This window comes from Dysosmobacter segnis (assembly GCF_014297285.1).
GTDB lineage: Bacteria > Bacillota > Clostridia > Oscillospirales > Oscillospiraceae > Oscillibacter > Oscillibacter segnis.
In genome coordinates, this window is sequence record NZ_JACOQI010000008.1 from 47,914 (window position 1) to 61,475 (window position 13,562).

Here is a 13,562-nt window from a genome sequence, read left to right on the forward strand (position 1 = left end):
ACGGTAAGGAGTATTACTCTCTTACCGCCATTTTTTTGTTTCTATTTCAGACAGATCCTCGGCAGCACCCCCAGGAAATGTCGGCCAATCTTCTCGGGGTCCATATCAAGCACCTGAGACGGATTGGTGTCCTTTTCTGTCCAGCGCACAAAGCGCTCTTTGCAAAGCATAAAGTTATGGTAGATATGAGTATCCTCATCCATTTCATCAATCTTATCTTCCTACAGGAGAAGAAATTGGTTGTTGTCTGATTTGATGGGCTTCAGCTTAACCTTGAATTCCTCGTCGCAGTATTTGTTGTGTAGATACTGTTCTTCGATTTCGTGGTAGCAATCATCATTTTTGCCCTCACTTCAATCGATATCTTTTTCCCGCGCCCCGGCCGATGATGTCAATCAACCCATTTTCATTCATCTGGCGGGAAAGCAGGTAGGCTCTTGTCTTTTTGATATTCAGCAGCTCCTGCAGATCTTCATCGGTCATTTCGCCATACTCCGCCAGATAATCCATCACCGTTTTCATCTGGGGAGTGATGGCAGCAGTAGACTTGCCGGTTGTTGCCGGTGTATCCTCGTTTGCAGCATCGGTAGCATTCATGTTGGGCAACACGATTCTGAACGCATTGGTCGTTGCCTCAATGCTGGGCTGTACAGGGCAGTTTTCGTACAGCTTGAAAATGCGGCGAATACCGGTGCCATAGCTTTCAATCAGGCGCAGGCGATGGAACACCTCTGCCAGCTTTTTGTTCCTCGGCTGAGAAACACCGATGCGAATATCCTCGGTAGAAAGGCCGGAGAGTAGACCGCCAAGAGAGATAAACTCCATTTTGCTGTCGTTTACATTGATGATAATACTGCCGCTGAAGCTGTAATCCCGATGCACAAGCGCATTGAGCAGGGCTTCACGAATGGCTTCCTCGGGGTAGTCCTGCTTATCCGTGCGAACAAGTCCTTTGATCGTGGAAACAGTCTTGTTGCACAGAGCGAGATAGTCTACCACATCCTCAAACTGCTTGAACACAGACCCGCCGAACTCCTTGCTGTCACGGAACTCTGTGCAGAATTCATCCTTGAACACGGCAACTTTGATCGTGTGATGGCACTGGTCGGAAAGCAGCAGCGCAAGATTGGTGTAAATATCATTCTGTGTAATACCCAACGCACGATACTTCTCAACGGAAAACTCTACGCCGTACCGTTCAAATGCGGTTTCTGCGGCATGGAATGTTAAATCTTGTTCCAAACTGCGGGAGTCCTCATAACTGTCTCCGTCCGACTCCTTGATCATCTGACGAATCTGCTCGGGAGATGCCTGAACACTGGATGTCCCCTGACGGACATAAACACCGGCAGGCTTCATACCTTTGGATTTCAGATAGTAAGGCTTATAGCTGCCTTCGGCAACCTCGATCTGAATTACCTTATTATCCTGGAGGACATACCGCACGAACATGGTCACATCCGGTGCGATTGCATCGCGGATGCCGTTGGTCAGGCGCGTGTAGGTTTCATCCACATTATCAATGCCAATCAGGTTGCCTTTGTCGTCAATACCGAAATAGATCACGCCACCGTCCGTATTTGCAAATGCGATGACCTCCTTATAGATGTCATCGATCATTTGGAATTTGTATTCAATGCGCTCGCTTTCGTATTGCATACGCAGTACCTCCATTGTTGCTTACTTATATTATACTCATATTTTCACAATCTTCAACACCATAAGGTGAAAATTCACTTTTCGTTCACTTTGTGGTGTGAAGAATGATCTATTTCTCATTCAAGGCCTGCCTGCGATTCTTACAAAAATGCAAGAATCGCAGAAGGGCTCATTTGAAAATATCAGAAAACTGCGCAGACCCGATTAAACCACTACGCCAAAAGGCGACAGACATCATTCGGAAATTGCCGTACCTACAGAGAAGCACAGTTACGATGATGTGCCTCGCCCATGGTTCCCACGACATACAAAAAGGGCTCCCTTGACCGCAAAATCGGTCAGGGGAGTCCTTTTTACATAGATAGCAGTTGCTTTCCTGCGTACAGTTTCCACAGGAACATCACGATTTGCGCTCTTGTACATTTATTGCCGACGCCGAACAGGTCGTTGCCGATCCCGTCGGCGATGCTGTCGTGTGCGGCCCCATGTCACAGTGGCTGCGTAGTAGGCATCCGCTGTGACATCACTGAACCCGGTACAGCCACTTGCAGCGGGGCTGCCCACCGCAAGGTAAAGTCTCTCTCGACACCACTGCATCCGTGGCTTAGACCCTCGCAACACAAAAGAATCCTGCTGAGAAATTCTCGTTAGGATCCTTTATATTTTGCACAGAGGGCACAACCATCAAGGCTGACGGCCTATCTGTATTATCTGGACGCCATCCGCGCCACGGTGTTTCGAGAGCAACTGATCGAATAATTGAGGCCGGGATAATTGATACTGGTCAACTTCCGGCCATAAACCTTTCCGCTCTGATCATTCTTCTCTATCAGCTTTCTCGTCCCGCTGGATGGCTTCCATCACGGTGCGATAAACAAAAGCGTTTGTGGACTCTCCATGCTTCTCGGCGTGGCTTTTAATGATCTCTTTTGAGCCTTTCGGCACTCTCAGGTTAATGGTCTCCACTTTTTCGGACAGCCATTTGTCCCGTGCCCGGCGTTGGGCATCCGTTGTCGGCATAATGCTCCCTCCCATTCAATTGCTATCTATTTTAGTATACCGCAGCTGCCTGATCCCGTCTATATGGCAATGATCAACATATATACAACCGTATATTTGTGCAACATTCCGGCTTGATATGCGCAACCGTATATGCTATGATATATCCAGAAAGTAAAAACACGGCAGTACAAAGGAGTTGCCGCTCCTTTGCACCTGCGCAGGTGACATGACCACCTACACAACGGGATTCCCCGCACCGATAGGGACAGTATACCCTTTTTCGGCGGGCGGGGCAAGAGGAATGTTGTAAGATCCTCCCGCACGATGTAGGGCAACGACCTGCACCGTGCGTTTTGTTTTCGAAAAAACATTTTTTGGAGGAACTATTATGCGCGAAATCATCATTCGAAACATCGACAACGCCCCCAACGGCAAGGAGTTTTTCGCCGGCATTTCCGGCAACTTCAAGGACTTCGGCCAGACCCTCTGCGAACTGATCGACAACCCCATTTCCAATTTCCGCGCCCATAAGAGGCGCGGCCGGGTGGAGATCGTTCTGGAGGAGCAGGGAGATTATGTGGACGTCATGGTCCGGGACAACGGCACCGGCATTGAGAACATGGACGCCGCCCTCACCATTGCCGCCCGCTCCTGCGCCGAATCCACGCTGAACGAGCACGGCATGGGCCTCAAGCACGCCCTGGCGTCCATCAACGCCGGGGAGGATCAGCATTGGAGCATCCAGACCCGGACGGCAGAGGACGTGGCCAATGACCGCTACCAGCGGGCGGAAGGCCCCTACGACATCCACATGCCCGTGTCGATGATCCCCGGCAGCGGGGAAGTGGCAGGCGGGACCGGAACGGTGGTGCGGGTGCGCTGCCCCATGCACAAGTTCCTGACCCTCAAGCCCGCCTCCAAAAAGGAGGAGCCCACCTTTGGGCAGATGGCGGCCTACCTGCGGGAGACCCTGCGCTACACCTACGCCAACCTGCTGCGGGACAAGGCGTTCATCATCCTCTTCACCGCTATTGACAAGAACGGCGCTTCCGACAGCGGGGAGATCCCCGGGGCGCTGGAGCCCAACTGGCGGGACGGCCAGATGACGGAACTGCCCCCGGTGGAGACCGATCTGGGCGGCGGGCCGGTGACCATCTGCTGCCGCTACGGAAGCATCCGCCGCAGCAAGGAAAACGCCTTCTATTACCGGGCCAACATGGCGTCCAGCGGTGCGGAGATCCGGATCAACGGCCGTGCCATCCAGCACGGACTGTACAACGAGATCTGGGGGAAGGCCCTGCACCCCAGCCAGAACCGTTTCCTCGCCCAGATCGATATTCTCAGCGATCAGGCGGAGGCCCTACCGGATACCAAGGCGGCGAAAAACGGCCTGCGGGAGGACGATGAGAAGGTGGCGGCGCTGTTCAGCTGGATCCGCGCCAACATCCCTGAGCCGTTCAAGGAGGAGGGACGGGAGCAGATGCTGGTGCGTCTGCTTGCGGAGAAAAAGTCGGCGGAACCGGGCGTTCTGCGGGTCTCCACGGAGAAGAACCTGTATCAGTGCCTGAACCTGCAAATCAAGTCGGATCTGTTTGTCAGCAGCACGGAGGGCGTCACTCTTTTTGAGGCGAAGGCCGGCGGCAGCAAGGCAGAGGACCTGTATCAGCTGCGGATGTATCACGACGGCTGCGTGGCGGACGATATGGAGGTGCGGGAGGCCGTGCTCATCGCCCAGCGCCACCCCGACACGGTGAAGGCTCTGCTGGCGGAGCTGAACCGCCAGAAGGACAAGAAGGGCCGCCCCTACCACTTTGCGCTGACCACCTGGGACGAGGAGGGCATCGTCCTCCCGCCCGACGCGGCGTAAGCCCCAAAGCCCAAACTCCATAGAACCCAGCCGCGGCCGGAATCTTCCGGCCGTGGGGAAGAACAAAGACCCCCGGTTCGTGCGAACCGGGGGTTTTCCTGTGTTCAGTGCAAGGGCGCACAGGGAAGGGGGCTTTTATTCGATTCAATTTGACGCCGACTTTGAAGTGTTTAGCTGTCGGTATCCTGCACACATCCGGCCTGTGGATGGGAGATTGTCTGTAACAGTAATTCCGCGATCATAGAGATAATGGAAAAGCTGCCTGAGATGGTTGGCACTGTTATGGCGCATCGCAAGCTCATAATTCATTGATTTGAAAAAAGCCTCGATGCAATCGACAGACAGGTCATTAAAGGACAAATCAAATCGTTGCAAGTACAGATTAAATGCGCGCAGATATATTTCGCGGGATTCGATTGTTTTTTCAGAACGACCAATAGCGCGCTCATGCTGTATAAACTGAGTGATCAAATTTCCCGTTTCGCCGGAAAAGATTCTTTCCACCCGAGGAGATTGAAATCCGAAATTACCATTCTTCTGATATGAGATCAGCATTCGACATGCTCTCAGCCGAAGTTTTTGCCTGGGAGTCATGCCTTCCACTAGCCTGGGCTTGTGCAAGTAATGAATACGGAGGAATAGAAAATGACAGTCGGCGATTTGATCACTATGCTACGCGCTTACCCTAATGATGATGAAATTGAAATTCAAGTTTTTGAGACGAACTCAGGTGAGTTGATTGATTCTACATCCGCCATTGGAATTGTAGAGGAAGATATTTTTGGCCCTACTTTTTCCATTGATATTGAGGCGGAGAAATTTAGGAACTACATCAAATAAGTCCAAAAAAATGTCCTCACCCCCGCAGTGGTTTTCCTGGCGAACGCTAACACTGTTTGGGTGTAAAGCATTTTAAGAACCTCTTGTAGTAAAAAGTCCGTTTTCTTGCCGTGCAGGCAAGATAGCCCAATGGTATATTTAAATTCTCTAAAGGAAGTTTCAATTCCCCAACGGAGACGGTAAAGTTCTTTGATTGTTCCAATGGGAAAAGTCTCTGAATCAAGATTCGTATAAAGTGGTATTGCTGGTTCCGCCAACAACCTTATTGGAAACCGCCCATGCAAAGCCGTTGACCGCATACGCGGCAACCTGATTTTTGTCATTGAACGTAGAAAGGGCAGAGGTGTCTGCTTCGGGATGCCCCGCCACATTGTAAAGAATTGCAAATAAAAGACAAATCCGAACCCATCCCCGATTAGGAACAAGTTCGGATTTTGTCGTTTTGGCAGAGACTGCTGGACTCGAATCAGGCACTGCCTTTTATCATGGCAAAAAAGTTATTGGCTAACCAGCAAAATCAAGGTTTGTGAACTTCTGTAAAACATTATTTGGCTCGTCCAAAGGTCAAGTGTGTACTTTTGTGTGTACCTTATTCATGGCTCATCTTCCTCAGCTGACGCCAGATATATCTTCGTCACGTCTGCCCGACCGTGGCCCAGCAAGTGAGACACATCCAGTTTGGCGCGGTGTTCTGAAGCTCCACCGTCCACGGCCGTCTGGTACTGCCGGATGGCGTAACTATGCCGGAGCCCATGATGCGTCAGTGGCCGAGGATTTGTCCCTTGATCCGGACGGTGCTCCCGAAGGAAGCTCTGGAAGGCATAGATATAGGCATCGGTGGCCGTATCATCCGGCACAAACAGCTTGTGCCCGCGCTGGACTGCGGCTCGCCGGTCACGCAGCGCCTGTTTTGCTGCTCCTGCCTCCACAGGCACGCTCCTGACACGTCCGCCTTTGCCCTTGACCGTCAACAGCCCTGTGCGCTCCCACGCCTCCACGGCAGCCGTATCAAGACGGCAGACCTCATGGATGCGCAGACCGACATAAAAGGTGAGCGTGGCAATATCTGCATAGTCAGTCCGGCCCGCTTCCCGGCAAACCGCCACGAAGGCCGTGAACTGCTCCGGCGTCCAGTGCCGGTCAGTCCCCTGAAGCTTTCGGCGCTCCAACGGCGCCTGATCTGATAGATCCCCGTTGGAGGGCAGCTTATGTTTAGTATTGGAAATTTGGTCATGCCAGAACCGAATCGCCGCCAGCTCCGTCTTGATGGTGCTGGCCGCCTTACCGTTCTCCTGCAGGTGGCGAACGTAGGCAACCAGATGCTTGCCGGAGATGTTGGCCAGCTTCTGCAGGCGGTACTCCTCCGCCAAATAGCGGCAAAACCGCTGCATGGCCTCATAGTACCGCTGCCGGGTCTTGTAGCTCTCCTGCCGGTTGTGCCGGGCCAGCTTGTCCAATTGGGCGATGAGGGCGCGGTAGATGCCCTCGTTCTGAGTGTGGATCATACGCAATATCCTTTCTGGGTATAGTACCCCCAATAGTCCGCGGTCCCTGTTTCCGCCTCGTTTCCGGAAGACGGATGCGTCAAAGCCTTGCCGCGTAAGGCTCCGTGGGTGACGCTTGCCCACTGTCTCTGATTGGTTTTGGTGAGTAAGACGCCGCATGGGACGCACAAACGTCCTGCTGTAGCCAGTGGCCACAGCGGCGGCAGGCACTACCGTGCAGACGGATGCGGCCAGCGGCCGCGCGTGCCATGTGCTGCCGGCAGACAGCAATGCCGGGGTAATGCTCCCACGCTGCCGGACATGAGAGACAAACAATTTGATTCGCATACGCTCTACCTCCTTTCGAAAAATATAAAGAGCTAAAACAACCTAATCAGGTTTGTTTTAGCTCTTCGTTTTATATATTCTCTTTGCTCTTTGTTAGAATGAACTCTCTTGTACGATATCACTTCGCGATTCAATAGTAATATACCGTCAATCACGAAAACAGTCAAATTTAGAAACGACTGCCGCAAGCAGCAGGGAAGAAACGTGCCCATAACAGGCTAAGAGAGACATTTACAATATGATTATACGGCGCGCACTTTCAGGAGTCAAGAAAAAAATTCGCCCGCGGCGCAGGGCGGTTCTCGTTTTGGTTTTAGGCCGGGTCCGGGCAGCCGGGCTGGGGGCAAAAACCTTTTACAGGGTCACGAGCGTCGCACAGCTGGCCGCTTTGCAGAGGCCGAAACCGGCCTCCCGGAACACCCACCAGACAAAGGCCATAGCCATTGGCGATGGCGGCGGTATCGGCCTTGGCCGCTGCGATCTCTTCGGCGGTCAGCTCATGCTTACCGGGTTCCAGGCGGATATTGGCATTCAGCTCTGCCGGGACGACGTACTCCGCCAGACTGCCAGCCCCCTAATGACGTACCATACCGTCATCCAAATGAGGCAGCGGATGCGTGTTTCTTCTTCATTTTCTGAGCAAAAAAGATGTGGAGAACGCTCCGCTCATTCTTAATTTTCCTCCGATTTTCGTAACTGCGGAGCATCAAAACAGGGGAGAGCTCCGCAGTTGAATTGCATCAAACCCTGTCAGGAGTACTCAAAAAAAGAGACGGCAGAATGTGTTTTTTTTCTCACGCAGGACGCGCTTTGCGACTCACGCAGGACACATTCCGCCGACTTTTTTCTCTCATAAAAGGGCCGATAAACAAACTTTTCCGATGAGAATTCAGATACTTTCAGTCATCTTTATAGCGTGCAAAGTAGCTAAATGCAAAGGCAAAAACGCTGATTGCGAGCGCAAAATCATCAGAAAAAAGCCGCCATCGTTGGCGCGCTTGAGCGGAAATTCCGCAGCATTTTTGCCAGCAAAACAGCTTGCATATCGTGCGCGCAAGCAGCCGCAGATGCGTCACTCAGCGGTCGAACTGCGCAGATCGCACAGCTTCATTCCGCTGAAAGCAGCGTCAATTCCGGCGAAAAACCGGCTGGGTTCTATGAAGAACTCACTCAAAAAACAGAGCCGAAATTCGTAAAAACGAGTTCAGTTTTCTTCGAAACCGACGATATTTTTCGTGCGTGTTTCGCTATAACTCATCTCTAAAAACAGAGGACTGCCGTGTCAGAACCGTCGAATAATTTGCGATTTCTCATTAAAAAAAGCGGCAAACACGCCGCCGGAAACGCTTGAAAAAAATGAAAACACACATCTTATTTATATCAATTTTATCTGCCAGTGAGCTTTCAGAAGCACGAATTGCATTGCCGTTCTTTCAATAAAATTGCCGCACGCAGCAGCGCCGCCGCTCGTTTGTGATCGCGTAATTTTTCTATCATTGCACAATCAAATTGACAAAGAGAACTATTTTTGTGTCTCCTTTTTTGACTGCCACACAGTACCTGCCGGCCACCTGACTTACACAAAAAACAGGAATGTCCACCTCGGACATTCCTGCCTGTTCCACGCAAATTGAAATTTTTTCCCGCCGCGCGCGATGGCCCGATGCGGGTTGCACGGCCTATCAACAAGTGGTATAATGACGATGAAAACAAAATAGCACGGCAGCGGCAGGGTGTTACCAGCACCCTACCGCCTGCAGCAGGCGACACGACCGCCCGAAGCAGCAGAAACTCTGCACCGCAGGGATATTATACCCATTTCGCCCCCCCAAGGCAAGAGAATCTTCCGCACTGCACGGGACTACTATAGCCTGTGCAGTGCTTTTTTGTTTCCAAATATCTTTTATACGAGGAGACAAAATTATGAAAAAGCGCAAGCAGAACCTTCCCCGTCCCGCCGTGCACCGTATGGAGCTTTGGTGGGCAGCCCTGCCGACTGTACCAGGCCACGTCCAGCGCGGCACCCGCCCGGTTGTCATCGTCAGCAATGATCTGGGCAACGCCTCCAGCCCTGTCGTGTCGGTAGTACCCTGTACCACTCAGCGCCACAAGCCCGCGCTGCCCACCCATGTATACCTCCGGGGTTACGGCCTTTCCAGCGGCAGTATCGCCATGTGCGAGCAGGTGATGCCACTGGACAAGTCCTGTCTGCTCCGGCACATCGGCACAGTATATGGCTGGTATGACCGGCTGGCTATTCAGCACGCTCTGGCCACACAGCTGGGCATCGACCTCTGTATCAATCTGGCAGCATAATAGAGGCGGCATCATGCGAAGCATCAGCATGGCCTATCCGACCATTGACCTTGCGGCTACCGGCGCGCACATCCGCCAGCTGCGGCTGGAGCAAGGGTACTCCGTTCAAGACTTACAGACCTATTTAGGGCTCGAACATCCGCAGGCGATCTACCACTGGCAGCACGGGCGTAATCTGCCCAGCGTAGATAACCTGTATGCATTGAGCAAGCTCTGGGGCGTCCCCATGGACAAGATCATTGTGGAGCAGGCGGCATAGAGCATAATGAGGGCCGGGAACAGATCGTTCCCGACCTTCATTTTATACCATAGGTTTAATGTTTGCGCGCGTCCTCCGTGGTATGCTGAACTCATATAAGGGGGGACAAAATCATGGGCATTGAGAGTCAATATTTAGGAGAGATCAATATCCCGGAGGAACACCGGGCGGAATACGCGCAGCAGGCGCTGAAGCTCCTGCGGGCAGGCAGTATGGTGACAGTGGAACCGGTACAGCTATACGGACACAAGCTGTATCTGCTCTCTCCGCCGGAGCTGGACGAGGAGGACGGCAAGGCCGTCGGCCACTACAATTATCTGGACGAAAACAGCGGTGAGCAGTGGTGTCTCAACGCGAAAGACGGCTGGTTCGGCTGCGGCAAGATCATTGGAAGCTGCTACTATTCAACAATCGCCGCCGTGCATATATTAACAACGCTCTGGAGCAACTCCTATGCCGCAACGCTCATCAACGGCTGTCTGGTGCGGGAAAAGACCTATATCAGATGGATCAACTATGTGCTGGGCACACAGTATACGAACCAGCGGGCAACACAGCTGTGGGAGATCGGCAAGCTGCTCCAACTGGACGATGCCTACTGGGTACGTTGCAACCCGGACCTCGGCTATCTGCTGGAGGACTATCCACCGGAGTGCGCGGACCGGGACCACGCCAGCCAGAGCTGGGAGATGCGGCGGGGAGTCACCGCTGAGGCTGCGTTCATCCGGAGCTGCTCCACCCCCGGCCTGGCCTGGGAAGCGCTCGCAGACTACTGCCTGGAGCATTCGGACGAGCTGGACGAGCTGGCACACACCAGCACGGCCTGGGCAGGATACCCGGACGACTGGGCGGCGGCATCAGACGAGCTGATGGACGAGCTGCTGGGGGTGCTGCTATGAGTGCGCTTGCAGACCGGCATCTGGGGGAGGCGTTCGTCCGGCTCCGCCTCCGGCTGGAGCGGCTGCCGCCGGAATATCTGCGGCTGCCTGCCCTCATCCACGAGGGACTCACGCAGCAGATGCCGGACTATGCGGCCGCAGTGCGGCGGCTGGAGGGACTGCTGGGACGAGAACTCAGCGGGGCATTGGATGAGGCGGCCTTCATCACGGCATATGCCGCGCTGGGGCTGCCGGGAGAGAAGGATTATGATAATGATGACTAATATCAATTATAGAGATACCCGGCAGGTGCGGGCCGAGTTGGAGGGATTGCTGCGCACCTACTGGGCGCTCCGCAGGGAGGGGCGCGCCGGATGAGGTGGCTGCAGTTGCGCTCCATCATCCTGGGGATATGATGTATCGGGATCATGGGATTGGTGAAGGATCTGGGTTTCCCGCCGTAATGGCGGGAGGCTCGATTTTTTTGCTTTCGAGCCGATTTTTCAGAACTGAGTGATAGAGGGAATTTTACGGTCAGTTCTGAATCATCGCTCAGAACTGACTGCAAGGCTCAACCGCAAAAGCAGACGAAAACACGCAGGGGGAACGAACCCCCAGCAGCCAGCAGAAGCGCCTGCAACGGACGCTTTTTTGATGGGCAAAATAGCAGCGGAACGGCATGATATAGCGGCGGCATGGCTTCACGCTCAGAACTGAGCATACATCATATAAATAGATCTGCTGCTGCGTTCAGTTCTGAAAAGGCTGCCGGACTGCGCAGGTGTGCAGAAACTCAAAACATTTTGCACGGTGTAGGGCAGCCTAACAACTGTTAGTGCTTCCACTAAAAAGATTGAACAATTGTTAGCGTTTTTGCCTGCCAGAAAATCGGGCAGCTTTGAACTGCCCAGAGCGTCATTTTTTGGCTGGATTTTTAACATTGGGGGCGGTGGAGGGGTACAAGAAGGAAAAATTGCGGAGCGCCAACCGTGTATATTAAGGAAATGGCTGTCATTTTGCCATCATGTCATTGCCGCTTGACGGAACTAACAATTGTTAGTATAATAAACTTAAAAAATATTCAGAGGTAACATTATGCGGCTAAAGGCGCTCATGCACGATTTATTTAAGACCTGCGGAACGAATTCGAAAACGGTTTCCATTAATATGGGGCGAGACCAGAGTTTTCTTTCGGCTGCACTGATGCGGCCTGCTATCAGGACTGACACACTCTGCGAAATTGCTGATATAGTTGGTTATGAGGTTGTACTCCGGCCGAAGCGGTCTCCCAGCAAGAGAGCACGGAATCCGGAAGAGTTCGTGTTGGATTATGTGGACCCCAGCAATCCGGTTCCGGATGACGAAAAGGATGAGGACGAATGAAGAGAGTGGGTTATGGGCGCGTGAGTACAGCCGGACAGGCCCGCAACGGCACGAGCCTCGCGGAACAGAAGAAGCTGCTCATGGCTGCCGGTGTTGCCGAGGAGGATATCTACCTCGACGCGTACACCGGAACGAAGATGCACCGGCCCCAGTTCGACGCGTGCATGGCTGCGCTGGAGCCAGATGATGAGTTCGTTGTGTGCAAGCTGGATCGATTTGCCCGTACCGCCACGGAGGGCACCGGAATTGTCAGAGACCTCGTGGAGCGCGGCATCCGCGTGAACGTGCTGAACATGGGGATCGCGGATAACACGCCCATGGGGAAGATGATGGTTACGGTCATGCTGGCGTTTGCTGAGTACGAGCGCGACATGATCGTGGAACGTACCCAGTCCGGCAAGGCTGCGCGGCGTGAGGCTGACCCGGAATACACCGATGGCCGCCCCCGCATCGAGGCTGACGAGGAGCTGCTCCGTGACGTGGTGCAGCGCCAGATGGCGGGCGAGATCTCCGCCGCTGCTGCTGCCAGCGAACTGGGGATGAGCCGGAGAACCTATTACAACAGGAGGGCCGCCTGGTGTACGGCCAACGCCGTATATCCGCAGAGGAGATAACGCAGGAGTTCCGGGGAGATATCCTTACCTGAGGAAGGAAACGGTTATGTACTATAGTAAAGAAATGACAGAAAAAGCCCGTGCCGTAATTGCCGGGGAAATCGATATTCCGTGCCCGATTGGTTGGCACACGCTGTATGAGTCGAATGTATTGTGTGCGTATGCGTGTACGCTGCTAAGGCTGCCTGATGCCGGCATTGACGCCGACGCTATCGGGGCGGAAGATATCCCTATTTTCCAGTACGGGGTGGAACACAATATCGAGACTGTGACCGGTATAATGTATTCTCATGAAGCAGCCGGCATCACGGATGGCCGTTATGATGGCGTTGGCGGCTCCGACCTATACCGCTGGATTATTGGGCGCTGCGACGATGCCGAGAAGTGGCATCGGGCCAAGCGAGCCGGTATGTTGTACCTGATGGAAGTGAAGCGTAAGGAATGCAGCAGCCATTCCGACTTCGAAAAATTCTGCTGCGGTTTCCTCACGGATTGTCAGGATCTCGTGACTGCAAAAGATGTGAGCGCATGTACCGGCATGCCGCTCGAAGATGTTTTGTGGACGGCCGCAGCGATTGAGAAAAATCCGTTCTACTGATACAATATTTTAGAAAACCTGTCCTATTTGTCCGGTTTTGGTGTGCGATCACAGTTCATGAAGGGGTGCCTTTGCAGCCTCGTCAAATGCCGTGAGGGTTGAGCCGCAGCGGAGATTTGGGGGGTCTTTGCTGCGGCTCCCCAATAAACAATTGCTATCGACAGTCTCCCCGGCCAGCAGCTAATGCTGCTGGCCGCTTTTTAGTGTGCCCGGCATGGGCAGTATCAGCGCCCGGTGCACCGGGCGCGGTTTGATTTGCGGAGCAGGGGAGGGCTTTGTGTTCGGTTGCGTTCCTCCAGAGGAAGATGACGGGG

At 53.3% G+C, this 13,562-nt stretch carries 15 protein-coding genes; 10 read left to right on the forward strand and 5 right to left on the reverse strand.

Features of this window, described 5'->3' with window-relative positions:
• Window positions 1-348: 348 nt before the first annotated feature.
• Together H8Z83_RS09625 and H8Z83_RS09630 are read right to left on the reverse strand one after the other, a co-directional pair.
• Window positions 349-1,659, reverse strand: coding sequence for an RNA/DNA-binding domain-containing protein (locus tag H8Z83_RS09625; RefSeq protein ID WP_187014827.1), 1,311 nt, complete (start codon window positions 1,657-1,659; stop codon window positions 349-351).
• Window positions 1,660-2,475: 816 nt separating this feature from the next.
• Window positions 2,476-2,679, reverse strand: coding sequence for an Arc family DNA-binding protein (locus H8Z83_RS09630; RefSeq protein WP_187014828.1), 204 nt, complete (start codon window positions 2,677-2,679; stop codon window positions 2,476-2,478).
• Between the two features lie 370 nt (window positions 2,680-3,049).
• Here H8Z83_RS09630 and H8Z83_RS09635 point away from each other — a divergent pair, with 370 nt between their 5' ends.
• The gene (locus tag H8Z83_RS09635; protein WP_187014829.1) at window positions 3,050-4,528 is read left to right on the forward strand and encodes an ATP-binding protein; all 1,479 of its coding nucleotides are present in this window, start codon (window positions 3,050-3,052) and stop codon (window positions 4,526-4,528) included.
• A gap of 144 nt (window positions 4,529-4,672) precedes the next feature.
• Here H8Z83_RS09635 and H8Z83_RS09640 read toward each other — a convergent pair whose 3' ends face one another.
• Window positions 4,673-5,083 (reverse strand): site-specific integrase, encoded by a 411-nt coding sequence (locus tag H8Z83_RS09640; RefSeq protein WP_187014830.1) that lies wholly within the window; start codon window positions 5,081-5,083, stop codon window positions 4,673-4,675.
• A 90-nt stretch (window positions 5,084-5,173) separates the two neighbouring features.
• Here H8Z83_RS09640 and H8Z83_RS09645 point away from each other — a divergent pair, with 90 nt between their 5' ends.
• Window positions 5,174-5,368 carry a hypothetical protein gene (locus tag H8Z83_RS09645; protein ID WP_187014831.1) on the forward strand — a complete coding sequence of 65 codons (195 nt, stop codon included), beginning with the start codon at window positions 5,174-5,176 and terminating at the stop codon, window positions 5,366-5,368.
• On the opposite strand, the gene H8Z83_RS20170 is transcribed toward H8Z83_RS09645, so the two are convergent.
• Both H8Z83_RS20170 and H8Z83_RS09655 read right to left on the reverse strand, forming a co-directional pair.
• Entirely contained in the window at window positions 5,356-5,739 is a 384-nt protein-coding gene (locus tag H8Z83_RS20170; protein ID WP_374044392.1) for a transposase, read from the reverse strand. The two genes, H8Z83_RS09645 and H8Z83_RS20170, sit on opposite strands and share 13 nt — an antisense overlap.
• 222 nt (window positions 5,740-5,961) lie before the next feature.
• Window positions 5,962-6,873 (reverse strand): tyrosine-type recombinase/integrase, encoded by a 912-nt coding sequence (locus tag H8Z83_RS09655; RefSeq protein ID WP_187014833.1) that lies wholly within the window; start codon window positions 6,871-6,873, stop codon window positions 5,962-5,964.
• 634 nt (window positions 6,874-7,507) lie between these two features.
• Here H8Z83_RS09655 and H8Z83_RS09660 point away from each other — a divergent pair.
• From H8Z83_RS09660 to H8Z83_RS09695, 8 genes are all read left to right on the forward strand, one after another.
• The gene (locus H8Z83_RS09660; protein ID WP_187014834.1) at window positions 7,508-7,876 is read left to right on the forward strand and encodes a hypothetical protein; all 369 of its coding nucleotides are present in this window, start codon (window positions 7,508-7,510) and stop codon (window positions 7,874-7,876) included.
• Window positions 7,877-8,152: 276 nt separating this feature from the next.
• Window positions 8,153-8,464 (forward strand): hypothetical protein, encoded by a 312-nt coding sequence (locus H8Z83_RS09665; protein WP_187014835.1) that lies wholly within the window; start codon window positions 8,153-8,155, stop codon window positions 8,462-8,464.
• Between the two features lie 659 nt (window positions 8,465-9,123).
• Window positions 9,124-9,516 carry a type II toxin-antitoxin system PemK/MazF family toxin gene (locus H8Z83_RS09670; protein WP_187014836.1) on the forward strand — a complete coding sequence of 131 codons (393 nt, stop codon included), beginning with the start codon at window positions 9,124-9,126 and terminating at the stop codon, window positions 9,514-9,516.
• 13 nt (window positions 9,517-9,529) lie between these two features.
• Complete coding sequence (locus tag H8Z83_RS09675; RefSeq protein ID WP_243184879.1) at window positions 9,530-9,775, forward strand: helix-turn-helix domain-containing protein; 246 nt, start codon at window positions 9,530-9,532, stop codon at window positions 9,773-9,775.
• A gap of 113 nt (window positions 9,776-9,888) precedes the next feature.
• Window positions 9,889-10,674, forward strand: a complete 786-nt coding sequence (locus tag H8Z83_RS09680) for a hypothetical protein (protein ID WP_187014837.1) — start codon at window positions 9,889-9,891, stop codon at window positions 10,672-10,674.
• Window positions 10,671-10,937 (forward strand): hypothetical protein, encoded by a 267-nt coding sequence (locus tag H8Z83_RS09685; RefSeq protein WP_187014838.1) that lies wholly within the window; start codon window positions 10,671-10,673, stop codon window positions 10,935-10,937. The genes H8Z83_RS09680 and H8Z83_RS09685 overlap by 4 nt, the downstream gene beginning before the upstream one ends.
• 1,095 nt (window positions 10,938-12,032) lie before the next feature.
• Complete coding sequence (locus H8Z83_RS09690; RefSeq protein ID WP_187014839.1) at window positions 12,033-12,650, forward strand: recombinase family protein; 618 nt, start codon at window positions 12,033-12,035, stop codon at window positions 12,648-12,650.
• Window positions 12,651-12,696: 46 nt separating this feature from the next.
• Complete coding sequence (locus H8Z83_RS09695) at window positions 12,697-13,248, forward strand: hypothetical protein (RefSeq protein WP_187014840.1); 552 nt, start codon at window positions 12,697-12,699, stop codon at window positions 13,246-13,248.
• Window positions 13,249-13,562 lie beyond the last annotated feature (314 nt).

Bases quoted from the DNA above. Each gene is read 5' to 3' on its own strand.
- H8Z83_RS09655 (WP_187014833.1), bottom strand. From the start codon at position 6,873: ATGATCCACACTCAGAACGAGGGCATCTACCGCGCCCTCATCGCCCAA.
- H8Z83_RS09635 (WP_187014829.1), top strand. From the start codon at position 3,050: ATGCGCGAAATCATCATTCGAAACATCGACAACGCCCCCAACGGCAAG.
- H8Z83_RS09640 (WP_187014830.1), bottom strand. From the start codon at position 5,083: ATGCTGATCTCATATCAGAAGAATGGTAATTTCGGATTTCAATCTCCT.
- H8Z83_RS09680 (WP_187014837.1), top strand. From the start codon at position 9,889: ATGGGCATTGAGAGTCAATATTTAGGAGAGATCAATATCCCGGAGGAA.
- H8Z83_RS09695 (WP_187014840.1), top strand. From the start codon at position 12,697: ATGTACTATAGTAAAGAAATGACAGAAAAAGCCCGTGCCGTAATTGCC.
- H8Z83_RS09625 (WP_187014827.1), bottom strand. From the start codon at position 1,659: ATGCAATACGAAAGCGAGCGCATTGAATACAAATTCCAAATGATCGAT.
- H8Z83_RS09645 (WP_187014831.1), top strand. From the start codon at position 5,174: ATGACAGTCGGCGATTTGATCACTATGCTACGCGCTTACCCTAATGAT.
- H8Z83_RS09685 (WP_187014838.1), top strand. From the start codon at position 10,671: ATGAGTGCGCTTGCAGACCGGCATCTGGGGGAGGCGTTCGTCCGGCTC.
- H8Z83_RS20170 (WP_374044392.1), bottom strand. From the start codon at position 5,739: ATGTGGCGGGGCATCCCGAAGCAGACACCTCTGCCCTTTCTACGTTCA.
- H8Z83_RS09675 (WP_243184879.1), top strand. From the start codon at position 9,530: ATGCGAAGCATCAGCATGGCCTATCCGACCATTGACCTTGCGGCTACC.
- H8Z83_RS09630 (WP_187014828.1), bottom strand. From the start codon at position 2,679: ATGCCGACAACGGATGCCCAACGCCGGGCACGGGACAAATGGCTGTCC.
- H8Z83_RS09690 (WP_187014839.1), top strand. From the start codon at position 12,033: ATGAAGAGAGTGGGTTATGGGCGCGTGAGTACAGCCGGACAGGCCCGC.
- H8Z83_RS09670 (WP_187014836.1), top strand. From the start codon at position 9,124: ATGAAAAAGCGCAAGCAGAACCTTCCCCGTCCCGCCGTGCACCGTATG.